At 49.7% G+C, this 21,943-nt stretch carries 19 protein-coding genes and 3 tRNA genes; 21 read left to right on the top strand and 1 reads right to left on the bottom strand.

Annotated features, from left to right (window positions below; translation table 11 throughout):
* The 7 genes from pyrE (at window position 1) to ACR9FF_RS18950 (ending at window position 9,858) form a co-directional block, all read left to right on the top strand.
* A complete protein-coding gene (gene pyrE, locus ACR9FF_RS18980; protein WP_435163712.1) occupies window positions 1-648 on the top strand; it encodes an orotate phosphoribosyltransferase in 648 nt (215 codons plus the stop codon).
* 178 nt (window positions 649-826) lie between these two features.
* Complete coding sequence (locus ACR9FF_RS18975) at window positions 827-2,554, top strand: methyl-accepting chemotaxis protein (RefSeq protein WP_435163709.1); 1,728 nt, start codon at window positions 827-829, stop codon at window positions 2,552-2,554.
* Between the two features lie 174 nt (window positions 2,555-2,728).
* Complete coding sequence (locus ACR9FF_RS18970; protein ID WP_127497691.1) at window positions 2,729-3,460, top strand: ABC transporter ATP-binding protein; 732 nt, start codon at window positions 2,729-2,731, stop codon at window positions 3,458-3,460.
* Window positions 3,426-4,502: an efflux RND transporter periplasmic adaptor subunit gene (locus ACR9FF_RS18965; RefSeq protein ID WP_127497689.1), complete on the top strand. Its 1,077-nt coding sequence runs from the start codon at window positions 3,426-3,428 to the stop codon at window positions 4,500-4,502. The genes ACR9FF_RS18970 and ACR9FF_RS18965 overlap by 35 nt, the downstream gene beginning before the upstream one ends.
* Window position 4,503: 1 nt before the next feature.
* Entirely contained in the window at window positions 4,504-7,416 is a 2,913-nt protein-coding gene (locus ACR9FF_RS18960; protein ID WP_435163706.1) for an FtsX-like permease family protein, read from the top strand.
* 5 nt (window positions 7,417-7,421) lie between these two features.
* Window positions 7,422-8,306, top strand: a complete 885-nt coding sequence (locus tag ACR9FF_RS18955) for an ABC transporter ATP-binding protein (protein WP_127497685.1) — start codon at window positions 7,422-7,424, stop codon at window positions 8,304-8,306.
* 7 nt (window positions 8,307-8,313) lie between these two features.
* Window positions 8,314-9,858 carry an ABC transporter substrate-binding protein gene (locus ACR9FF_RS18950; RefSeq protein ID WP_435163704.1) on the top strand — a complete coding sequence of 515 codons (1,545 nt, stop codon included), beginning with the start codon at window positions 8,314-8,316 and terminating at the stop codon, window positions 9,856-9,858.
* Between the two features lie 114 nt (window positions 9,859-9,972).
* Here ACR9FF_RS18950 and ACR9FF_RS18945 read toward each other — a convergent pair whose 3' ends face one another.
* The gene (locus tag ACR9FF_RS18945) at window positions 9,973-10,485 is read right to left on the bottom strand and encodes a 2'-5' RNA ligase family protein (protein WP_435163702.1); all 513 of its coding nucleotides are present in this window, start codon (window positions 10,483-10,485) and stop codon (window positions 9,973-9,975) included.
* A 184-nt stretch (window positions 10,486-10,669) separates the two neighbouring features.
* Here ACR9FF_RS18945 and ACR9FF_RS18940 point away from each other — a divergent pair, with 184 nt between their 5' ends.
* The 14 genes from ACR9FF_RS18940 (at window position 10,670) to ACR9FF_RS18875 (ending at window position 21,922) form a co-directional block, all read left to right on the top strand.
* Window positions 10,670-10,834 (top strand): hypothetical protein, encoded by a 165-nt coding sequence (locus ACR9FF_RS18940; protein WP_015845421.1) that lies wholly within the window; start codon window positions 10,670-10,672, stop codon window positions 10,832-10,834.
* 151 nt (window positions 10,835-10,985) lie between these two features.
* Window positions 10,986-11,062 (top strand) — tRNA-Met (locus tag ACR9FF_RS18935).
* Between the two features lie 36 nt (window positions 11,063-11,098).
* A tRNA-Ile gene (locus ACR9FF_RS18930) sits at window positions 11,099-11,175 on the top strand.
* A 21-nt stretch (window positions 11,176-11,196) separates the two neighbouring features.
* Window positions 11,197-11,285, top strand: a tRNA-Leu gene (locus ACR9FF_RS18925).
* A 974-nt stretch (window positions 11,286-12,259) separates the two neighbouring features.
* The gene (gene gmd / locus ACR9FF_RS18920; RefSeq protein WP_201001347.1) at window positions 12,260-13,249 is read left to right on the top strand and encodes a GDP-mannose 4,6-dehydratase; all 990 of its coding nucleotides are present in this window, start codon (window positions 12,260-12,262) and stop codon (window positions 13,247-13,249) included.
* A 21-nt stretch (window positions 13,250-13,270) separates the two neighbouring features.
* Complete coding sequence (locus ACR9FF_RS18915) at window positions 13,271-14,212, top strand: GDP-L-fucose synthase family protein (protein ID WP_435163699.1); 942 nt, start codon at window positions 13,271-13,273, stop codon at window positions 14,210-14,212.
* 185 nt (window positions 14,213-14,397) lie between these two features.
* Window positions 14,398-15,657 (top strand): glycosyl hydrolase family 28-related protein, encoded by a 1,260-nt coding sequence (locus ACR9FF_RS18910; protein ID WP_435163697.1) that lies wholly within the window; start codon window positions 14,398-14,400, stop codon window positions 15,655-15,657.
* A gap of 65 nt (window positions 15,658-15,722) precedes the next feature.
* Entirely contained in the window at window positions 15,723-16,100 is a 378-nt protein-coding gene (locus ACR9FF_RS18905; RefSeq protein ID WP_435163695.1) for a hypothetical protein, read from the top strand.
* A 9-nt stretch (window positions 16,101-16,109) separates the two neighbouring features.
* Window positions 16,110-17,309: a polysaccharide deacetylase family protein gene (locus tag ACR9FF_RS18900; RefSeq protein ID WP_435163693.1), complete on the top strand. Its 1,200-nt coding sequence runs from the start codon at window positions 16,110-16,112 to the stop codon at window positions 17,307-17,309.
* 28 nt (window positions 17,310-17,337) lie between these two features.
* Entirely contained in the window at window positions 17,338-18,096 is a 759-nt protein-coding gene (locus ACR9FF_RS18895; RefSeq protein WP_435163691.1) for a YveK family protein, read from the top strand.
* A complete protein-coding gene (locus ACR9FF_RS18890) occupies window positions 18,083-18,715 on the top strand; it encodes a CpsD/CapB family tyrosine-protein kinase (protein WP_435163689.1) in 633 nt (210 codons plus the stop codon). The genes ACR9FF_RS18895 and ACR9FF_RS18890 overlap by 14 nt, the downstream gene beginning before the upstream one ends.
* Window positions 18,716-18,733: 18 nt before the next feature.
* On the top strand, window positions 18,734-19,981 hold the full coding sequence (locus ACR9FF_RS18885) for a hypothetical protein (RefSeq protein WP_435163687.1): 1,248 nt from the start codon (window positions 18,734-18,736) through the stop codon (window positions 19,979-19,981).
* The gene (locus tag ACR9FF_RS18880; RefSeq protein ID WP_435172165.1) at window positions 19,945-20,724 is read left to right on the top strand and encodes a glycosyltransferase family 2 protein; all 780 of its coding nucleotides are present in this window, start codon (window positions 19,945-19,947) and stop codon (window positions 20,722-20,724) included. The genes ACR9FF_RS18885 and ACR9FF_RS18880 overlap by 37 nt, the downstream gene beginning before the upstream one ends.
* Before the next feature lie 13 nt (window positions 20,725-20,737).
* Window positions 20,738-21,922 carry a glycosyltransferase gene (locus ACR9FF_RS18875; protein ID WP_435163685.1) on the top strand — a complete coding sequence of 395 codons (1,185 nt, stop codon included), beginning with the start codon at window positions 20,738-20,740 and terminating at the stop codon, window positions 21,920-21,922.
* The last annotated feature ends 21 nt before the right edge of the window (window positions 21,923-21,943 follow it).

Here is a 21,943-nt window from a genome sequence, read left to right as displayed (position 1 = left end):
ATGACGAATGTAACCTTAACGGAATTGCCGCGCGCAATCGCAACAAAATTGCTGGAGATCGAAGCGGTGGCGCTTCGCCCGAATGATCCCTTTACTTGGACTTCCGGTTTGAAATCGCCAATCTACTGCGATAACCGTCTGACTATGACTTATCCCGAGATTCGCGATATGATCGCGGAAGGTTTCGCTACCGTAATACGCGAACGTTATCCGGATGCCGAAGTAATCGCCGGAACTTCCACTGCCGGTATCCCGCATGCGGCTTGGGTGGCTCAAAAGCTGAACCTTCCTATGGCGTACATCCGCGATAAAGCAAAAGGCCACGGCAAGCAAAACCAAATCGAAGGCCGCATCAACCCGGGGCAAAAGGTTGTCGTGATCGAGGACCTCATCTCGACAGGCGGCAGCTCTCTGAAAGCCGGTCTTGCGGTTCGCGAGGCGGGCGCGGAAGTATTGTCCGTTCTGGCAATCTTCACTTACCAGTTCGAGAAAGCCTCTAACGCGTTCGCGGCGGAAAACATGCCGCTTGAAACGTTGTCCAACTACAGCGCGCTGATTGAAGCGGCTGTTGAAATCGGTAAAGTGCAAAGCGCGGATATCACAACGCTGCAGGCATGGCGCGCGAATCCGGAAGCTTTCGGCAAATAAGAGCTGATTGATCAAACCAAGAGCAAGTCCCACATGGGATTTGCTCTTTTTTTGTTTTCGGAATTCGACATAAAATTATGTAAAATGTAAGCCGTCGTTATTTCGAACATTCTTTCATATGCCGATATCTTATTAGATCATTTAATTTGATATTGCTGAAATGGGGAGAATCATGCAGATGAGATTTAACTTAAGGTGGAAAATGGCTTTAATCGGGGTGTTGCCGCTTTTATTCTATGTCTTCTCGGGGATCTACTCGCTTACCGAGCTGGAAAAGGTGAACAAGACGATGGCTGATGAAGTATACGGCGTGTCCGCCCGTTCCACATCACTGATTTTGAATGCGGACCGCGATCTGTATCAAGCCTATTCCGCCTACCAGTATCTGGCCTTGGGTGAATTAAAAGAAGCAGATAAGAAGGTCTGGAACGATGTATTTTCCCAAAATCTAAAAGAAGCGGATGACCGCGTAAATGAGGCAAAGGCGATATTCGAGGCGAATAAGCTGCTTGAGCTTCAAAGCGAGGACGGCAGCACAACCATGGGACAGCTGATTCAGAATTTTGAAGCCGACTTCAGCGCATGGGCGTCTTTTGTCAGCGGCGAGCTTCAATCCGGTACCGCAGCAGCCAAGGATGCGGAGATTCATGAGCAATACGAGAAGGCACGGACAGGCCTGGACGAAATATTTAACCTGCTGGACAGCTACGCCAAGCAGCAAATCACGGACAGCAATCAGCAGCTGGCATCTACGAAAACGGGCAATTACGTCGGCATGGCGATTGCTACCCTTTTGCTGGCAGCCCTTATATACTTCTTGATCCGAAGCGTGATGAAGACGGTATCCGCCGTGAAGACAAGAACAAAGCTGGTAGCGGAAGGCGATTTGACCTCGGAACGAAACGTCAAATACAGCAAGGATGAGCTTGGCGACAGTTTGCGCTCCGTGGACGAGATGATAGGCGTGCTGAAACGGCTTCTCTCTTCTATATCGACTAATGCTAAGCATGTAGCCGCATCCACGAACCAGCTGAACATCGTGTCGCAGGAATCCTCGACTGCCTCGCAGCATGTTGCGGCTAATATTCAAGAGGTGACGAGCGGGACGGAGGTACAGGCGCGCAGCGCGGAAGAAACGGCGAAGGCGATCGACGAGATGGCTGTCGGCATTCAGCGTTTAGCTGAAAATACGTCCGCTTCGGCGGAGCAGTCGGCAGCAACGGCGGTTGAAGCAGGTCAAGGGCAGGAAGCGCTTGGGCGCCTGGTTGTACAGATGGGCCAGATCAAGGAGGTTATCGGACAGCTCGCGGGTATGATCGAGACATTGGAGCAACGGTCCCAGCAGATCGGGTCGATTGCGGAGAACATTACCGCCTTTGCGAACCAGACGAACATTTTATCGCTGAACGCCTCCATTGAAGCGGCAAGAGCAGGCGAGCAGGGACGCGGTTTTGCCGTTGTTGCAGGAGAGATTCGCAAGCTGGCGGCAAGCTCTCTGGAATCCGCCGACAGCATTCATCAGCTGGTAGCAGAGACAAGAGGCGAGATCGCGGGAGCTTCCGGTTATATGGCACGGACACTGGAGGAAGTACAGCGCGGCAACAATCTCGTGGAAGAGCTCCGTAATAGTTTAACCGTCATTGTGGCAGCCATTGACACGATGACCGGGCAGCTGCAGGAGAATTCGGCGATTACCGAACAGATGTCGGCGAGCTCCGAGGAGGTTAATGCTTCGATGGACCAAGCGGCGTCATCGGCTGCGGCTAATCTGGAGCGTACGGAGAGCGTTGCCGCGGCAACGGAAGAACAGCTTGCCCTCATGGAGAGCATTGCTTCCGCGGCAAGCCAATTGGACGGAGTTGCCCGCGAGCTTAATAGGGAAGTGAACTATTTTAAAGTGAATTAATGTAAAAAGGCAGCAAAAGGCATCGTGCATATGTCCGATTTGACGGCAATATGTACGATGCCTATTTTATTTTTGAAGATTTTTCTTCCGTTTGGAACTTTTTCTGAACCCGCTACGTCTAACGATTAAGATGAGAATTATGAAAGAGAAATAGGGGAGGTATCGCATCCGTTCATGGCGGCAACAGACGAGGAAGAACGACAAGTTGGAGGGCAGCAGGACAACGAAATACATAACAACAGGTTGCTGTCGGTTGTAGATGTCGAAAGGACATTTCAGGCCGGGGGGGCGCCGCTGCGCGTTCTGAAGGGACTTCATATGGAACTGAAACCAGGTCAGCTTGTTATGCTCCGGGGCCGTTCGGGCTCAGGGAAAACGACGCTGCTGAATTGCCTCGGAGGACTGGATACGCCTAGCAAAGGCGAGATCTGGTTTAACGGCAAGCCGTTTCATAAATTAAACGACACCGAGCGTACGTTGATCCGTCGCAAGGAAATGGGATTTATTTTTCAGGCGTTTGCTTTAATGCCTTTGCTATCGGCTTGGGAGAACGTGGAGCTCTCGCTCCGGATGGCCGGGACTCCCCGGTCTGAGTGGAAAGAGCGGGTCGCCTATTGCCTCGAGCTGGTAGGCCTCGAGAAAAGGATGCATCACCGTCCGTTCGAGCTGTCCGGGGGCGAGCAGCAGCGCGTGGCGATCGCGAAAGCCATTGCGCATAAGCCTATTCTCTTGTTGGCGGATGAACCAACCGCCGAGCTCGATTCGAACATGTCCGCACAGATTATGGCGGTCTTTCAAAATATTATTCGCACGGAACAAGTTACGATTTGTATGACAACACACGATCCTACAATTTTGGAGGTTGCCGATCATGTCTATGAAATGGTGGACGGGAAATTTATATAAGCGTTCTGCGGCTGTAATGATTGCGGCTTCGGTCTTGATGACCAGCGGCTGCTCCCTGCTGCCCGATGAACCGGAAGAGGAGGTGCTGCCGTCCATCGCACCGCCTCAAATCTCGAAGAAGCCGGAATACGAAGTGACGACGGCTACTTTGGAGACGAAGGTGCAGGTTATCGGGAAGATGATCTCGCAGCAGGAAGAGACGCTTTATTTTACGCTTGACGGTATGCGTCTGAAGGAACTGAACATTAAAGCCGGCGATCAGGTAAAAGCGGGCCAGACGATTGGCGTGCTGGACGTCGAGCTGATGCAGAAGGATCTTCGCAACCAGAAGCTGGCCTTCCGCAGAGAAGAGACGGCGATGAAAGAAGCGCTTCAAGGCAAGGACGAGATGGATCCGATAGAATTCGAGGAGAAGTCCATTGCCTTCGAGGAGAAGAAGCAAGCACTCGCGGACCTGGAGGAGCAGATCAGCCGAGCGGTCTTGACCGCGCCGTTTAGCGGAACGGTTGTTACGCTCAATGTGCAGAAGGGCGATTTGATCAAAGCGTATGACCCGATTGCCGTTATTGCGGATACAAGTCTGCTTGTTCCCGCCGCCAAGCTGACGAAGGACGAACAAGCCAAAATTGCGGTAGGCATGCCGGTCGTTGTGGATATCAACAATGCCGGACAATTCAAGGGGACGGTGAAGGCGCTCCCGGTTACCTCATCCGATTCGAACAACGGCGGAGGTAACGGAGGCGGCGGCGGCCAGCAGCCGGAGAGAGAACGTCCGGAAGATTTTATGATTATCTCCGTGAAGGATTTGCCTAAAACGATTGGCCGCGGCACGCCATTATCCATTAACGTTATTACGAAAAGGAAGGAAAACGTCGTCGTTATTCCGCCATCCACCCTTCGCACGATCGGCTCCAGAACTTATGTCCAGGTCGTAGACGCGGAAGGGAAGCGGGAGGTGGACGTCGAGGTTGGCCAGCAAACGGCAACGCAGATCGAAATTATAAAAGGACTTACGCCAGGCCAGAAAGTTGTAGGTAAATAGCATGGGGATTCCATTATTCCGATTTCTGTTCCGCAAAATGTGGAATACCCGCTGGCTGACGTTAAGCACTTTAGCCGGTCTTATTATGGCCGTTGCATTCGCAACGAGTATTCCGATGTACGCGGACGGCGCGTTAAAGCGCGTCGTGGCCCAATCGCTGCAGGAGAAAAGCGACGGCCTCCCTGCCGGTTCGCTGCTGATGCGCTATCAGGTGCCGGGCGGCGAGAAGACGGATCCTGCCGCATTAAAGGAAATGGAACGCTTCATAAAAGAGGACGTTCCGGGCCTTATCGGCTTCCCTTACCAGACGAAGCTGTCCAGCTATTCGATCCGTGGCGCCGAGGTTGTGCCGGAGGATCCAACGAAGGTTGACGCAAGCCGTATTCGTCAAATGACGATTATGACGATGGCGGATCTCGAGGCCAAAACCGAAATCACGCAAGGCCGGTGGTTCAAAAATACCGAAGGCGAAGATGACGTCCTCGAAGCGGTCATGCTGGAGGAAGGGATGTACCGCAACGATCTTCATGTCGGCGATATTCTCGAGTATCCCGTATACGGCGGTCTGGATATGACCCTTCGCGTCAAGATTGTCGGCGTTGTAAAGCCGCTTAACCAGACCGATCCATACTGGTACCAGGGTCTGGAAGGCATGATGAATACGCTGCAGATCAGCGAAGACGAGTTTATGGGATCGCTTATCCAGAAAGCGGGCATTCCGGTTAACAATGCAAGCTGGTATTACGCGTTTGATCTGTCGCAGATCAAGACGAGCGAGCTGTCGCCTCTTGGACGGACGCTGGATCGTCTCAACATCGATTTGTACCAGAAGCTCAAAGGCGCGAAAGTGGAAATTTCCTTCGCTTCCACGCTGACGGAGTTCAAGAAGCAAAGCTTGCAGCTCCAGACGCTTCTCTTCACGCTTGCAGCTCCGATGCTGGCGATGGTGTTCTACTTTATAGCGATGAATGCCCGCCAGTCGCTCGACAAGCAGCGAAGCGATATAGCCGTTCTGCGAAGCAGGGGAGCGGGGACCAGGCAGATTATATGGATCTATTTGCTTGAGGGTCTGCTGCTTGGCAGCTTGGCGATAGTAGCGGGACCTTTCATAGGCTGGTTTATGGCGAAAAGCATAGGCTCCGCGGACGGCTTCCTGTCCTTCGTTAACAGGAAGTCGATTCCGGTAGGCTTCTCGACCGAAGCGATGATTGCCGGGGCGGCAGCTGTCTTGCTGGCGGTGCTGTCCACCGTTATTCCGGCGGTTATCTACGCGCGCTCCTCCATTGTCAGCTATAAGAGAGAGCTGGCCCGCTCGGACCGCGGTCCGTTGTGGCAGCGCTGGTTCCTTGATGTCGTACTGCTGGGAGTGGCAGGCTACGGCTGGTACATGTTTAATGAACGGCAAATGTTGTCCTTTCAGACCGGTATGACAACCGATCAATTAAACGTTCAACCGTTCTTGTTCTTTGTGCCGGCATTATCGATCTTTGCGCTTGGCCTCGTCTGCCTGCGGTTGTTCCCGTGGCTGCTGAAGCTGTTCAACTGGCTGGGACGCAAGTTCCTTCCGGTACCGCTTTATTTGACGCTGACACAGCTGTCGCGCTCATCCAAAGGTTATTATCCGCTTATGATTTTGCTGATTCTGACGCTTGGTCTTGGCGTGTACAACGCTTCTGCAGCACGGACTATCGATCTTAACTCTACCGAACGAACGCTGTACAAATACGGTACGGATGTTACCGTCCAGACGGTATGGGAAGGCACCGTCGAGGTGGTCCGTCCAAACGGCGGGAATAACGGCAATGGCGGCAGCGGCGGCGGTGGAAACGGCGGCAATGGCGGCGGATCCGGCGGAGGTGGAGGCGGTAACGGCGGCGGAGGCGGCGGTGGCGGCCAGCAGCCGGTACCAACCCGGATTCTTTACAATGAACCGCCGTTTGAAATCTTCCGCAAGCTGGAAGGCGTTGAGGCAGCTGCCCGCGTGCTCCAGACCAAAGGGAATGTGGTTGTATCCGGCCGCTCAATCGGGCAGGGCAGTATCATGGGAATCGATAATGTGGACTTTGCGAAGGTCGCCTGGTTCCGCAGCGATCTGTTCCCGATCCATCCTTACAACTATTTGAATTACTTAGGCATGTATGAGCAAGCGGCGCTTATTCCGTCCAATGTAGCGGATAAATACCAGCTGAAGCCGGGAGATCTGATCTCGGTCGGCTTCTCGGAAGGCATGCTGGATTTCGTTGTGGTAGGCATTCTTCCATACTGGCCGACGCAATATCCGGATCAATCGCCGTTTGTAATCACGAATCTGGATTATATTTACGACCAGCTGCCGATGATGCCTTACGAGGTATGGCTCAAGATGAAGCCGGATGCGAAGGTGGCGCCAATCGTGGAGGAGCTGCAGAAGGCAGGCATCGATATCGCCAATATCAAGGATGTGCGCTCGGAGCTGATTACCCAATCGAAGCTTCCAACAAGAGGCGGCGTATTCGGGATTCTTAGCCTAGGCTTCCTCGTATCCGTCATCGTTACCTTAACCGGATACGTGCTGTACTGGTTCTTTAATCTATCCGGCCGGGTCGTGCAATTTGGCGTATTGCGGGCCATGGGTCTTTCCAGAAGACAGCTGACCGGCATGCTTCTGCTTGAGCAGCTGTTTACGGCGGGGCTCTCTATCGGATTAGGCATATTGATTGGCAAGGTAACGAGTCTTATCTTCCTGCCGTTCCTGCAGACCGCGGAGAATGTGGCGGATACGGTTCCGCCTTTCCGGGTCGTCTTCGACTCGAAGGACACGAACCAGCTTTACGCGGTTGTTGGATTTATGATGGTGACGGGAGCGGTGCTGCTCTTCCTGCATATCCGCAGACTGCGCGTTCATCAAGCGGTCAAAATGGGAGAGGAGCGGTAAACAACATGATTACATGCGAAGGGCTCGTCAAAATTTACAAAAGCGACGATCTGGAGGTCGTCGCTCTGCAAGGTCTGAACCTGAAGGTCGAAGACGGAGAGCTTATGGCTATCATCGGCAACAGCGGCAGCGGCAAATCGACCCTGCTGAATATATTGGGCGGTCTCGACCGTCCTTCCGCCGGCTCCGTCCATGTCGGACCATGGGATCTGCTCAAAATTTCCGAAGACGATCTTGTGAAATACAAGCGCGAAACCGTCGGGTTTATCTGGCAAAATAATGCCCGCAACCTTCTGCCGTATCTGACGGCTCTTGAAAACGTCGAGATGCCGATGATGCTATCCGGCAAGGTCGACCGGGCTTACGCGAAGCAGCTGCTTGAATGGGTTGGTCTTAAAGAGAGGATGCACAACAAGCTGCATCAGCTCTCCGGCGGTGAACAGCAGCGTGTGGCTATCGCCATTTCGCTGTGCAACCGCCCCAAGCTTTTGCTTGCCGATGAACCTACCGGTTCCGTAGATACGGCAACATCGGATCTCATAATGGGGATATTCCGTAAGCTCAACAAAGAGCTTGGGGTAACGATCGTTATCGTTACTCACGATCTTACGCTTGCCGGCAAGGTGGACCGTGTCGTTGCCATCCGCGACGGATTAACGAGCACGGAATTTCTGAAACGCAATCCGAATATGATTCCCGGTGGAGGTGAGGAAGAGCAGGAGGAGAAGGGGCTTCAAGCCGTTCATGAGGCTTATGTTGTCGTGGATCGCGTCGGCCGACTGCAGGTACCGAAAGAATATTTGAGCGCATTAAACATTAAAGACAAGGCATCGATGGAATTTGACGGCGAGCGGATTATCATTACACCGCCGAAATCACTGGGGGGTTAGAAACCAAATGAAGAGGAAATGGGCGTCTAAAGTAACTTTTTTGTCCTTATCGCTAATTATGTCAACATCGCTGCTTGCAGCCTGCAGCAAAGGCTCCGAGAGCACGGCGGAGAAGCATGTGCTTCGCCTGGGCGTATTGTACGGAGGAGCGGATAACGAGTCGTATGTCCGCCAGCAATATACCGATACGTATGAAATGATGCACAAGAACATCGATTTCGAAATCGTAAGCGCGATCGATTACAACGATCAACGATATGATACGCCGGATCCAAACGGCGTCGTAAAACAACCGGATCCGTTCGCGAAAATGAAAGAAATGTTAACCGGCGACAATCCGGTTGACGTGGTGATTCTGGATTACAGCATGCTGCGCCGCCTCATTCAAGACAATCTGCTCCAGCAGCTGGATCCGCTTATCCAGAAGAGCAAATTTGACCTGACCGACTATGTGCCAACCGTTATCGACGGCATCAAATCGGCAGACGACAGCGGCAATATTTATGCTTTGACGCCTACATTCAGCTCTTCGGCCTTGTACTACAACAAGAAATTGTTCACCGACGCAGGTGTTGATCTTCCGACGGACAACATGACATGGGATGAAGTCATCAACTTGGCATCTCGCGTAGCTAAAGGCGAAGGAGCGGACCGGAAGTTTGGCCTCTCCATTAACCGCTGGGCAGGAGACGGCTTCAGCGATGTTCAGACCTATGCGGCTCCATTGCAGCTGAAGATGTGGGATGACAAAGGCGAGAAAATGCTTGTAAACAACGAGCAATGGGAATCCGCATGGAATGCGGTGGCTAATCTCTACAAGCAAAAAATTTCTCCTAGCCAAGAAGATATGAGCGCTTGGCAGACTAAAATTTCGACAGGCGATCCAGGCGCGTACAATCCGCTTGGCAGCGATATGTTCCTGAACGGAAAAGTCGCAATGACAATCGCGGAATACGGCTACGTTAACGAGATCAGCAACGCGATGAACAATGCTTCGAAAATTAAGAACTTCACGCCTTTCGACTGGGATGTCGTTACGATGCCGACGCAAACGTCCAAACCGGGCATCGGTGGCAATATCTACTTCAGCCAGCTGATGGGGATCAACGCGAAAGCACAAAACCCTGACGACGCTTGGGATTTCGTGCAGTTTACAAACAGCAAGGATTGGGCAGAGCTTAAATCGCGCAGCTCGTATGAGCTGGTTGCGCGCAAAGAATTCCTGAAACCAAAAGACGGAATGAATTACAACATCAACGCGTTTACGACGCTGAAGCCTATTCCTCCGCAATCTACCGACACGGAGAAGCTGCAGCGCGAGAAGCCGGGCATCTGGGAAGCGCAATCCCCGGGATATGAATTGTTCCAGAAGGTCATCAAAGGGGATATATCGGCCAAGGAAGCGCTCCAGGAATGGGAGACAAAAGGTAATGCCGTCCTCGAGAAGCTAAAAACGAATCCGAACGGCGGTACCGGCGAAGGCGTCGGTGGCGGCGGTCCAATCGTAAGACCGCTGGACGACACGGCCGTAGAAGCCGAACCGGCAGGTTAATACGCAATATAAAGAGCGGCTGTGCAGATTAAATCTGGCACAGCCGCTCTTTTTCTTTTAAGGCAATGGAGCATTTCGAATGATTCTGTAGAATGCGAAGTTACCGCAATAACCCTATCCTTGCAGATCAAAGCTTTTATCGATATGCCATACGCCGCTTGCGGTCTTGCGCAGTAGATGCAGTTGGTCAATCGGCGTTGTCAAATCGACGGCGGACATCCGGAGATTGCCGTAAAGATCGTGGAGCTCATCCGGCGGCATATTTTGCCCGATCGTCACGTGCGGGGTATAGACGAAATTTGGTGATGGAACATGTAGCGGCCCGCTGCAGACGGCTTCATGGAGCCGGATCATGGGCGTTGGATCCTCCAGCGCCAAATACAGCACATGACTTGCGGGATAAAAGGAAGATACGCGATTGAAATGGACTTGAAATGGCTTTGTTTGTGAAGCAACGGCTTCCATATGCTCGGTAATAGCCGGTAATTGCGCATCGGAGTGCTCTTCCTTGTCCCGGACCGTCATATGCGGCGGAATGATCGAATAATGCGGATCGTGTCGAATACGCCAGCTGTTGGCGAAGTCCTGTACAGCTTGTGAAGGGAAAACCGCAATACCGTAAAGCATACTCATCAGCTCCTTTATTCGAATGTAAGAAAGTATAGGTTATCCTTATCCTTTGCATATTTCTTACTCGCGAAACCTATGCTGCTCCTCCTGAAGACGGCGCTGCCGCTTGCTATTTCGATTATACCCAATTTGCTTGATTTCACCGAATTTGGGCATTATATATCTCGAGGAGGGATCCGTTATGAAATGGATATATTGGGTGCGGTTATACGAAACCAAATTTCAGGCTGGCTGTCTTGTAAGAAGAATGGAAAATGACTGGTGGGTCTACGGCTACGAATGCCCGCAGGAGATCGAGGTTTTCCGTTCGAGAAAAGGGCGTTACGGCGTACGTTTTCTTGTTTAAGCATATGTTGTAGAGGGCACAGCGATATGCTCAAATAAAAAATGTTCATTTTTTTTCCTCGATGAGAAATAAATGCTTGACTCTGCATATAGGAGTATAGTATATTAATCCATGTCGCCATTTCAATTTGATGACTTTAACAAATGGATATCGCGGGGTGGAGCAGCTCGGTAGCTCGTCGGGCTCATAACCCGAAGGCCGCAGGTTCAAATCCTGCCCCCGCAACCAACCACTCGACTGAAACGTGATTCTGACGTTTATCGAGGGCCCTTAGCTCAGTTGGTTAGAGCGGTCGGCTCATAACCGATTGGTCGTGGGTTCGAGTCCCTCAGGGCCCACCATTTGAAGCATCAAGACAAAATGCCGGGGTGGCGGAACTGGCAGACGCACAGGACTTAAAATCCTGCGGTGGGTGACCACCGTACGGGTTCGATTCCCGTCCTCGGCACCATTTTTCTAATACCGTTAATTGAACGGTAGGCCTACGATTAGCCAATCGCAAGAAACCGGTATAATAAGGTAAGCATAATACATAATGCTGTGAGATCGACAACGGTCAATCAGATGAAATGAGCATCTCGAAATGCGAAACACTCGTTGAAAAACGAGGATTACGCAAAGGGATGCTTTTTTCATGTCTAAATAAGCAGGATGAAACTGACTTCCGTTTGTGAGACAGGGATCAAAATACCTTGCTTCTTGATATCTGTAACGAGTTTCCTCAATGGTGCATCTGCATGAAATTCTCTTTGCAAGAAATACTCCGCTTTATAACGCTTGTGAAATACGATCTACATCACGAATTGACTCCACTAATTCCACTACGACCTTCGGTGACAACTCCTTTCCAGCTCCTTATACTTCTTTACTGAATCTAATTGTTATTTCAGAAAACGATTCTCTGTCTTTACAATCTAGGGCCAGTCCCGTTGGCGAGAATGAGAGGTTCTTATTTTTTTTGAATTGTTGCCCGGATCCATCGAATGAGAAACACTAGGAAATCGTTATGAGGTAGCAGAGGGTAAATAGACCTTGACATGATACGTATTGTAACATATATTAAACGTAAATAGATACATTTGGTATCCTAGATTAGGTACTTTGTACTAATAAAGGTGTAAGATTTTATACTAAACAAATTAATTTTGTCGTATTGGTTTGCGCGAGCAGGGAGCTGCTTAAGGATCTTAACAATCATATATGAGGCAATACGGTCTTCGCTTACTACAGCTAGAGCACGAAAGGTTATGTCTACTTTACCTTTATCAAAGTAGGCACTCGGTCATTCTGTGGGTGAGCATTCACCTTAGACGTTAATCGTCGATGGAATGTCGTGAGGTGGGGTTCGATGCCCTATTTATATATAACCAATCGTTCGTCGATTTAAGAAATCTCCTTACGGCATTTAGAAGAAGGGATGATTAGATGCTTAAAGCATTGATTACGGGCGTGACGGGACAAGATGGCTCTTACTTGGCTGAGTTCTTGCTGGAGAAAGGATATCAAGTATTCGGACTTCGCCGCAGGACAAGCACCCCGAACTATGAAAACGTGGCCGGGATTAAGGAGAAGATTCACTGGTTGTCCGGAGACCTGACTGACCTTGCCTCTTTAATAGAAGCCGTTCGTGTTGCGGATCCGGATGAGGTATATAACCTTGGAGCTCAATCCTATGTTGCCGCCTCTTGGCCGCAGCCCTATGCGACGGGCATGATGACGGCGATGGCAGTCACGAATATGTTGGAGGCTGTCCGGATCGTAAAGCCGACTGCTCGTTTCTATCAAGCTTCGAGCAGCGAGATGTTCGGCAAAGTAGCGGAAATTCCGCAGAGCGAGAAAACTCCGTTCTATCCGAGAAGCCCCTATGGAGTTGCTAAGGTATACGGGCATTGGATTACGGTCAATTACCGCGAGAGCTTTAATATGCATGCTTGCTCAGGTATATTGTTTAATCACGAATCCCCTCGCAGAGGTCTGGAATTCGTTACTCGCAAAGTGACCGACGGAGTAGCGCGAATCAAACTTGGTCTCCAGAAGCAGCTCTCTATGGGCAACCTAGAAGCACTGCGGGACTGGGGATATGCTGGCGATTACGTGCAAGCAATGTGGTTGATGCTGCAGCAGGAGACGCCCGACGATTATGTTATTGCAACGGGTGAAATGCATTCGGTAAGAGAGCTGCTCACAACGGCATTTTCATACGTTGGACTAAGTTACGAGGACCATGTGTATATAGATTCGGAGCTTGTTAGACCAGCTGAGGTTGAACTGCTTGTTGGAGACAGTTCGAAGGCGAGAGAGAAGTTGGGCTGGCAGCCGAAAGTCGGTTTCGAGGAACTCATTCACCGCATGGTGGATGCGGATCTGAGAAGGGTCGAAGCCGAGATGAGATCCCAAATCGTTATGGTTAACTAAAATACTATGGGGGAATTCAAATTGGAGCTCCATGCCAAAATTTATATCGCCGGTCACAATGGACTTGTAGGATCGGCTCTACTTCGATTGCTGAGGAGCAGGGGGTACGATAATCTCGTCATGAGAAGCCGCCAAGAACTGGACCTTCGCAATGGCGAAGAGGTCAAAGCTTTCTTTGATGAGGAATCGATTGACTATGTCTTTCTCGCAGCTGCAAAAGTTGGAGGCATTCTAGCTAATGATACCTATCCGGCGGAGTTCATACGGGACAATCTGCTCATGGCGACAAACATCATCGATTCTGCTTACCGTTCGGGTGTGCGCAAACTTCTTAATCTGGGGTCAACATGTATTTATCCGAAGCTGGCCCCGCAGCCTCTCAAAGAGTCTTACTTATTGACCGGGGAACTGGAATCTACGAATGAGCCCTATGCGATTGCCAAGATCGCAGCCATAAAAATGTGCCAGGCGTATAATCGGCAATACGGTACAAGGTTTATCTCCGTGATGCCAACAAACCTTTATGGTCCGAACGATCGGTTCGATCTGAACGATTCGCATGTACTTCCCGCGCTGCTTCGCAAGTTCCACGAAGCTAAAGAGAAGAGCCTTCCGTCGGTGCAAGTATGGGGGACGGGCTCCCCGCGCAGAGAGTTTCTTCACGTCGACGATCTGGCCGATGCCTGCTTGTACCTGATGGAGCATTACGAGGGAAGCGAAATTGTCAACGTGGGTATGGGAGAAGATTTGACGATACAAGAGTTGGCAGAACGCATCCAACGGGTTGTCGGATACGAGGGAGATATTACGTTCGACACCTCCAAGCCTGACGGGACCCCGAGGAAGCTGGCGGATACAAGCAAGCTGTTCGGCATGGGTTGGGAACCCGCTATTTCGTTGGATGAAGGTCTCACCTCGACATACCTTTGGTTTCTGGAACGACAACAAGTTGCGCAGGTCTGAATATGAAATCTCTTAAAACATTTTATTCCTATTAAAGAATAGCCTTGTCAAATATACGTCAAGTCTCATAACCTATTTTATGGCAGTAAAATGGCCTGCCTGCGGCTATGCTAGCCGGAAATAGGTGGAGGTGATAGGAATGCATACGATCCGTAGGATCCGCTTGGCTGCGTGCATTCAAAAAAATGATTAACGTCAAGAATTACTCGGCAAAAGGTGACGGGTTCACCGATGACACCGCAGCCATCAATAACGCAATCCAGGCTGCCGCCAGCAGCATTGACAAAACGGTTTATATGCCTGCAGGCAAATACGCGATAAATTCTCCCCTTATCTTAAACTCCGAAATGAGCTTGGTTGGTGAAGCCGGGACACAGGTTATCAGCAAGAAATCCACTACCGCAGTCATCGTCACCTCGAACAGCGTCATTATCGATAACATCGACTTTATGTCGGAGACTGTCAATTACAACGTGTCCAATTACGGCGTCTTTGTCGGCAAGAAGGGAACGGACGGGAAGTACTCGTATCTTTATAACATTGTCGTTAAAAATTGTACATTTACCGGTTATACGACCTCTCTCGGAATTGAAGGGGTATACTGGCTTGAGACGCGTAATTCGCATACCTTTAACGATAAATTCGGAATCACGGTAAACAAGGATACGGCGGTTGTCAATGGAATAGACGCACTCCCGGCCACGACTATGTTGTTTGAAAGAGTTTATCTTCATGGCTCAAACGGGTCGACGCAGGTCAAAGGTTCAGTGGGCCTCTCCGGTTGGGCGATCGTAAACCTGACGATGAACGGCTGCGTATTTGAATGGTATGAACAAGCCGGTCAATTGTATACTTGTCAAGTGATCTCCGCATCGGACCTGTATTTGGAGCACTGCTCGGGTCGAGGCTTGTTTTTCAGCAACGTGACGGGCAGCATCGTGATGAACAGCCCTTACGTTAATACGATTGCGGGAAGTTCGATATATTGGGAATATGCGAAGCTGGTTCTTAGCGGAGGACGAGGGATATTGTCCAACGGTCAGACAATGCTCGAGAAGGGACCATCCTCTTCCTGGATAGAGGTGCTTCCGGCGGCCGTGAACGGTGGCGCTTATTTGAAGGCGAACGGTTTCGAAGGCGAGCAGACGGTTCGCTTGGGAGGAGCGACTCCAATCGAGAGAACCGTGCAGTCGACCTCCGAAGCAGGCTTTAGGGTTCGATATCAGAATACGAGAAGTTTGGATTTGACATGGGAAGGCTTAGCTCGAAGCGAGACGAACCAGGCCATTTCCATCAAGCTCGGCAGCGCTGTTAGCGCGTTGTTCTCGACTTTGGGCCTGGAGTTCGATAATTCAACCAAAGGCGTTGTTCTCAAGAGCCCTAACGGTACGCGATACAAGCTGACCGTCAGCAACGATGGCAAGGCGGTATTTACTAAAGTCTAAAAAACAAAAAAACGGACAATCATTAAAAGGCCAAATGGCCTTTTTTTGTTTGAGGAGGATATCTAATGACGGTTATGAACGTGAATTTGGCAACTTCCTTATCGAAGGAGTATGACAGCATCGACGTGGGCAGTTTGTCAAAGGGTGGGGTTGCACAGGCACTAGAGAATGCGACCTCGAGTACGATAAGCGGAGAAATTAATTGTTCGGGGTATAACGCCTTGTTGGTACAGGTTTATAACATAACGGGATCCTGGGAGATTCAGATTCAGGGCTCCTTAAGCTCGGGCAGCTATTATACTCCGCTTCTTGGCAGCAAATCCAGTTTATTGGCGGAATCAATCATGTACCTCTTTAAAGGTATCCCTGATTATGTAAAGCTGGAGGCTATTAATCAAACTGTTGGGGCGGTAAGCGTGAAAGTACAGCCGCTGAATGTGTGAGGTGCAACCATGCCAAGACAAGAGCTGCCTCAGAACTACGTTGCGAACTCGGGACAATTACTGGAGGGCTTCGATAACGCGACCGAATGGAGCGTGCTGAACGGCACCGTTCAGCCGGATTATGATCATTATAAAACCGGTACAAGCAGTCTGAAGTTCATTACCGATTCTTCAGGCAACGCTGGCGCCAGCAAGAATATCAGCCTACGGCTGGATAAGGACGGACAATTTCAGATTTCATTATACATTCCAGACGATCCGGACAATATCGATCATTTCGACATTTACCTGACCTCGAAATCGGATTACGGCAGTTATTTCTACATATCGATCTACGACCGGTTATTTAAGGGCTGGAATACGTTGACTTTCGGTAAAGAGGAGTTCTATAACGAGAACGGGGAACAATGGACTAACTCTATGATTCGGCTCCGTATCCGATTATTCGCGACGACCGGATGTACAGCTACCGTGTCTTTCGACGACTTGCGCAACCAAGTGGTGCTGCTCCCCCGAATAACGGTAACGTTCGATGACGGTTGGAAGTCCTCTTACGATTACGGTATTCAATACATGAATGCCAAGGGATTAAAGGGAACGATGTATATCATCTCCAACTTGGTTGGAAGTCCGGACTTCATGAGTCTGGCCGAATGCGTGGATTGCTACGAGAAGGGCTGGGCGCTGGGGAATCATACAATGGACCATTTGGACCTGGCCACTTTGACGCCGTCAGAGATCCAGTCGCAATTGCTTGGCTGTACGGAATGGTTGGATACGCAAGGCTTCTCGAGAGCGAGCCGGCATGTAGCGTACCCGTTCGGAGGATATAACGAGGATGTGCTGGCTGCCATGGACGAGTTGGATATGCTGACGGGAAGAACTGTCCTAGGAGGGTTTCATTGTACATTCCCGCCGCTTAGTCCTCATGAGCTGGTTACTTTGAACGTGACTCCCGATACCACGCTGGAGGAGCTGCGGAGCCGCGTAGACTGGGCAATGTCTGGCAAAGGCATGGTTAATTTTCTGTTTCATGAATTGGTTGCGGGAATTCCGGTTGAGGAGATCCAGTATCCGATCGAGAAATTTCAGGCATTCGCGGACTATTTGGCAGAAAGACGAGCGATCACGGCTACCATTGATGAGTGGTATGAAGGGTTAACCAACCCTAGATATCGTTCCTTGCCTTTGATCAGAACAACCGTTTAGGCGATATGAAACCAGGAGGCATACAAAAATGACACTTACCTATAAGAATTACTGGGACTTATTTCGAAGGACCAAGTGGTTCTTGACGCTTTTTCCTATTGCTTGCCTATTGGCGGCCGTATTTGTCAGTATGTATGTGGTTAAGCCGGTGTACGTGGCGGAGTCCAGCCTGCTTATTTATAAGGCAAACCAAACACCGGGACGCGAGCAGATCGATTTGGACGCTGTTCAGACCAATACGGCTCTCGCTCCAACCTACGCCGCCTTAATTACGGATCCTTTTATTCTGGATAAGGTCGTAGCTCGGCTGCCGGATATGGGGTTGAAGACTGAAAAGCTTCAGAAACAAATTCTGGTGTCCGCCGGCGAACGAAGCCAGATCATTACGATAAGCTATAAAGCATACTCCTTTGATAATGCCAAGCAAATCATCAATACTGTGGCGACGGTTTTTAAAGACGAGATACAAAGCGTGGTCGGAATCGATAACATTCAGATTCTTTATACCGCGAATATTCCCAACAGCGACAGTGTTATTCGGCCGAATGTGGTGACGAACGCTATCATTGCCGTCATCTTAGGGGTGATTATCTCGTCGGTTGCCGTTCTTATTCGGGAGGCTGTCAGAGACACTTATCATTCGGAAGAAGCTATCGCCGTTGAGCTCAACGTTGCGGTATTAGGGACCATCAGGCAAATAAAACGCAAGGAATTTAGGAAAAAACAGCCCGTGGAAGAGAAAATTAAGCGACGGGTAAGTGAGGTGCCAAAAGTTGAAGCGTTCTAAAAAATATATTTTCGCCACGAGTACGAAGTCGGATCTTGCTCTTAGGTATCGGGAAATAAAGACGAATTTGTATACGTTAAACGGAACCGGGAACCCGCCAAGTTCTATTCTGATCACCTCTGCGAAGAACGGGGAGGGCAAAACGATCACGGCCTCTAATCTAGCGGTGTCTTTTGCCTTGGATAATCGTAGAGTCTTAATCATCGACATGAACTGCGCGAACCCTCTCCTGCATAAGATTTTTTCCAGAACGAATACAGTTGGTATGTCCAATTATTTGCAGGGGACGAGTGATTTCTGCGAAGCGATCAGTGAAACCTCGATTGCGAACTTGTCCTTGATGCCTGCTGGTCCTGAGCCGGAATACCTTCCCGCGCTGATTTGCTCGGAAAAGCTCAAGCAATTGTTTCAGGAAGCCGGAGACAAGTATGACGTTGTTATCGCCGACGGAATTTCCTCGGAAGAGTTCGCAGAGATCCGCTTAGCGGCTTCCTATTTCGAAGGCTTTATTTTTGTCGTAAATCCCAGGGTTTCCGCACGCGAAGTTATTTCCAAGCAGCTCAAAAGTTTCGAACATATTCAAGCGAACCTGCTTGGCGTTGTACTCAACCAAATGTGAAACGGAAGGCTTGAGTCCATGATTCCTAATTTCCTTCTTGCCGGCGTTGTTTTGATTAATTTTGCGGTCGTCAACATGGGGGGGCTGAAGCTTAGCGCTCTCCATCTTACTTTTATATTGTTGGTCGGTGTTGTTCTGCTTCGCATCAGGAGAATTGAACTGGATAAGGCCATTACGATTCTGCTGCTTCTCGCTCTTCCTTTGATCAACGTCTATTTCGTCTCGGATCAATTGGAGTTTTTTAAGACTTTTATGACCTATACAATATTGCTGCTAACCTACTTCTGCGTAATTCCATTTCTTCAGGGACAAGGCTCCGAGGTATTCAAAGTATTTTATAGACGTCTGTTGATCGTCATCCTGGTGCTTCAAGTGTTCGGCATTATCCAATGGGCAGCAGCCAATTTCTTAAACAACATGAGCCTGTATAATGCCTATCTTCCCTTCCAATTCAATGGTGAACAGCTAATCGGGACCTACAAGGGAATCATTCGGGCCAACTCCATCTTTCCCGAGCCTTCTATCTTTGCCATCATATGCAATTTATCATCCGCGCTGATTCTGGCCTTTAATCGTTTAAAGAAAGATCTGTTGTTCTTTATACTAAACCTCCTCTGCTTAGTGATCACTTTCTCTTCCAGTTCATATTTGTTCTATTTGCTTATTGTAGCCGTTTACCTGCTTGTTCGTCGCCGTTACGGGCTTCTCGCTTACGGGCTGGGCCTTTTGGCAATTCCTATGATGTTATACAGCTCGAGTCTGCTGCAGGTCTTTCGATTCAGTGAGCTTTATGTCCCCGGCACCTCCGGTTATTACCGAGTTATCTCTCCGCTCCTGATGCTGCGCGACATTCTGCTTTATCATCCGGCAACGGGCATTGGAATCGGACAGATTGATTTGGTCATACCAAGAGATTATTCCCAATACTTCGTCAAATCCGGCAAGGTTGGGGATACGCTGGATAACAGCTTGATTTTATCGCTAATCGTCTTTGGGCTGCCTGTCTTGTTTGTCTATGGCCGTGTTCTTATGAAGTACGCTCGGCGATTCATGAGACAACGACTTAACTTGGTTCTCATGGCTTTTTTGTTTTCATTTCTAATCAGTACGGGGCTGCTGTTCGGACCGGAGTTTATTCTGATCCTTGTTATATGCGAATGGGCCATGCATCAGAATGTGGAGGAACGCCAAACGGTAGTGCTATCCAAGACGAAGGAGGCTGAAGCTTTATCTTATCCAATCCGGAAATTGCCATTATCACCGTAACTTATAACTGCGAACAAGACCTGCTGCGCACGTTCGAGAGTATTCGAAGCCAGAAGCGTGCGATAGCGGAGTATATTGTCGTGGATGGCGGATCTACAGACGGGACACTGCCGCTCATTCGTATGAATGGAGATATTGTACATCAGTATGTTTCCGAGCCTGACAAAGGTATCTATGATGCGATGAACAAAGGTATCGCCTTGACAAGGGCTCCCTATTTATTATTTTTGAACGCCGGCGACACGCTATACGACGAAGACACGCTGAACGCTATCATCGACGAGTTGAGAAGCAGCGACACGGATTTGTTGTACGGGGACGTGCTGCTGGCCAAAGACAACGATCAATGGGTGAAGCGTCAACCACGTAAGGTAGGCTTATCCTATTTATTCGTTAACAATCTGTGCCATCAGACGATGATTTTCCATCGCAGGCTGTTTGAGAGATTCGGCATGTTCGATATTCAGGAGCCTCTGCTTGCGGATTTTAAATTCCTGCTGGGGCTAACGCTCTCCGGCGAAGTGACAATGCGCCACATTGGTCGTATTGTCTGTTGTTATCCTCTTACCGGAGTGAGCTCTCGAACCTCATTCGCCTTTAATTACGTGCACAGATCTCGAGTTATCAAGTCGCTCGTAAGCTGGCGGAGCTATTGCGCCTACCATATCTATTGGTTGGTAGCCAAGCCGTTAACTGTGCTTCAAGGCCGTTGGTCTCGCATGGTTAAGACCCGTATCCAATGAGAGGAGCAACGCCATGCTGACCGTTATTTTTTTCGTCGCGCTGTTCCTTCTTCTGTACCCTTATGTGATTTATCCGCTGCTGCTGATAGGCTCGACCAAAGCTTTTCCACGAACACAGCAAAATCAGCCAACGGATACAGAGACTTATACCGTTGACATCTTGATTCCCGTGTATAACGAAGAGAAGTTTATCTCCGAAAAGCTTCGGAATCTGTTGACGTACGAATGTGACTGGCGGCAGATTCAGGTTCTTATTGGAGCGGACGGTTGCAAAGACAAGACATGCGAGCTGATACACGCGTTCCAGTCAGAGCATCCGGAGATAGCGGTCCGCTTGTTTGATTTCGAGACCAACCGCGGCAAATCGACCGTACTGAACGAACTGGCAGAACGCTCCCGGGCAGACATCCTTATTCTGACGGATGCCTCGACTATGTTCGCTCCCCGAACGGTGAACGAGCTGATCAAGCATTACGGAGATTCTTCAATCACAGGAATATGCGGGTGCAAGACGATCTCGACGGACGATTATTCGGATACGGGGAAGAATGAAGGGTTCTACTGGAAGTTCGAGGCTCGATTAAAAGAATTGGAGAGCCAGTTGTACTCGGTTATTGGCGCGGAAGGGCCGGTCTTCTCCATTCGCCGGGAAGATTACGTGCCTCTGCACCCATCCGTATTGCTGGATGACTTTCTTGTCTGCATGGCGGCTGTCACGCGGACAAAGCGAGTCGTGTATGAGCGGAATGCGGTCGGTTACGAGAAATCTTCCGAATCTTACTCGAACGAATACATACGCAGGAAAAGAATCGCAATCGGCGCGTATCAATTTTTGAAGATGATGGTTATTAATCGGTATCTTCTTCAATGGAATCTGCGAACGTTGTTCAGTCTAATCAGCCACAAGATCATCCGCTGGACAAGTCCGTTTTATATGATTCTGCTGTACTTGTCGAACCTGATACTGCTGCTTCAGAAGGGAGGAAATCCCTTCTTTTTTGTTGCGTTCGTGGGTCAGAGCTTGTTCTACCTGCTAACGATACTCATTCATCGGAACGAATATAAAGCATTCGGCAGAAAGGGCGAATTGCTCAATAGCGTAGCCTATTTGGTTATGTCGAACCTGCTGCAGATTCAAGGCGTCTATAAGGGATTGTTTAAGGAACAAAACGGTCGCTGGAAAACAGTTAACCGGTAACGCGCGGGGTCGAAGTTAGTG

Origin of the sequence: Paenibacillus glycanilyticus, assembly GCF_051200795.1 — a bacterium.
In the GTDB taxonomy this organism is placed as follows: Bacteria; Bacillota; Bacilli; order Paenibacillales; family Paenibacillaceae; genus Pristimantibacillus; species Pristimantibacillus glycanilyticus.
This window is presented reverse-complemented; position numbering and strand designations above follow the sequence as displayed.

Bases quoted from the DNA above. Each gene is read 5' to 3' on its own strand.
- ACR9FF_RS18975 (WP_435163709.1), top strand. From the start codon at position 827: ATGAGATTTAACTTAAGGTGGAAAATGGCTTTAATCGGGGTGTTGCCG.
- ACR9FF_RS18875 (WP_435163685.1), top strand. From the start codon at position 20,738: ATGCTGACCGTTATTTTTTTCGTCGCGCTGTTCCTTCTTCTGTACCCT.
- ACR9FF_RS18955 (WP_127497685.1), top strand. From the start codon at position 7,422: ATGATTACATGCGAAGGGCTCGTCAAAATTTACAAAAGCGACGATCTG.
- ACR9FF_RS18940 (WP_015845421.1), top strand. From the start codon at position 10,670: ATGAAATGGATATATTGGGTGCGGTTATACGAAACCAAATTTCAGGCT.
- ACR9FF_RS18900 (WP_435163693.1), top strand. From the start codon at position 16,110: ATGCCAAGACAAGAGCTGCCTCAGAACTACGTTGCGAACTCGGGACAA.
- pyrE (WP_435163712.1), top strand. From the start codon at position 1: ATGACGAATGTAACCTTAACGGAATTGCCGCGCGCAATCGCAACAAAA.
- ACR9FF_RS18960 (WP_435163706.1), top strand. From the start codon at position 4,504: ATGGGGATTCCATTATTCCGATTTCTGTTCCGCAAAATGTGGAATACC.
- ACR9FF_RS18895 (WP_435163691.1), top strand. From the start codon at position 17,338: ATGACACTTACCTATAAGAATTACTGGGACTTATTTCGAAGGACCAAG.
- gmd (WP_201001347.1), top strand. From the start codon at position 12,260: ATGCTTAAAGCATTGATTACGGGCGTGACGGGACAAGATGGCTCTTAC.
- ACR9FF_RS18945 (WP_435163702.1), bottom strand. From the start codon at position 10,485: ATGCTTTACGGTATTGCGGTTTTCCCTTCACAAGCTGTACAGGACTTC.
- ACR9FF_RS18885 (WP_435163687.1), top strand. From the start codon at position 18,734: ATGATTCCTAATTTCCTTCTTGCCGGCGTTGTTTTGATTAATTTTGCG.
- ACR9FF_RS18965 (WP_127497689.1), top strand. From the start codon at position 3,426: ATGTCTATGAAATGGTGGACGGGAAATTTATATAAGCGTTCTGCGGCT.
- ACR9FF_RS18905 (WP_435163695.1), top strand. From the start codon at position 15,723: ATGACGGTTATGAACGTGAATTTGGCAACTTCCTTATCGAAGGAGTAT.
- ACR9FF_RS18950 (WP_435163704.1), top strand. From the start codon at position 8,314: ATGAAGAGGAAATGGGCGTCTAAAGTAACTTTTTTGTCCTTATCGCTA.
- ACR9FF_RS18910 (WP_435163697.1), top strand. From the start codon at position 14,398: ATGATTAACGTCAAGAATTACTCGGCAAAAGGTGACGGGTTCACCGAT.
- ACR9FF_RS18970 (WP_127497691.1), top strand. From the start codon at position 2,729: ATGGCGGCAACAGACGAGGAAGAACGACAAGTTGGAGGGCAGCAGGAC.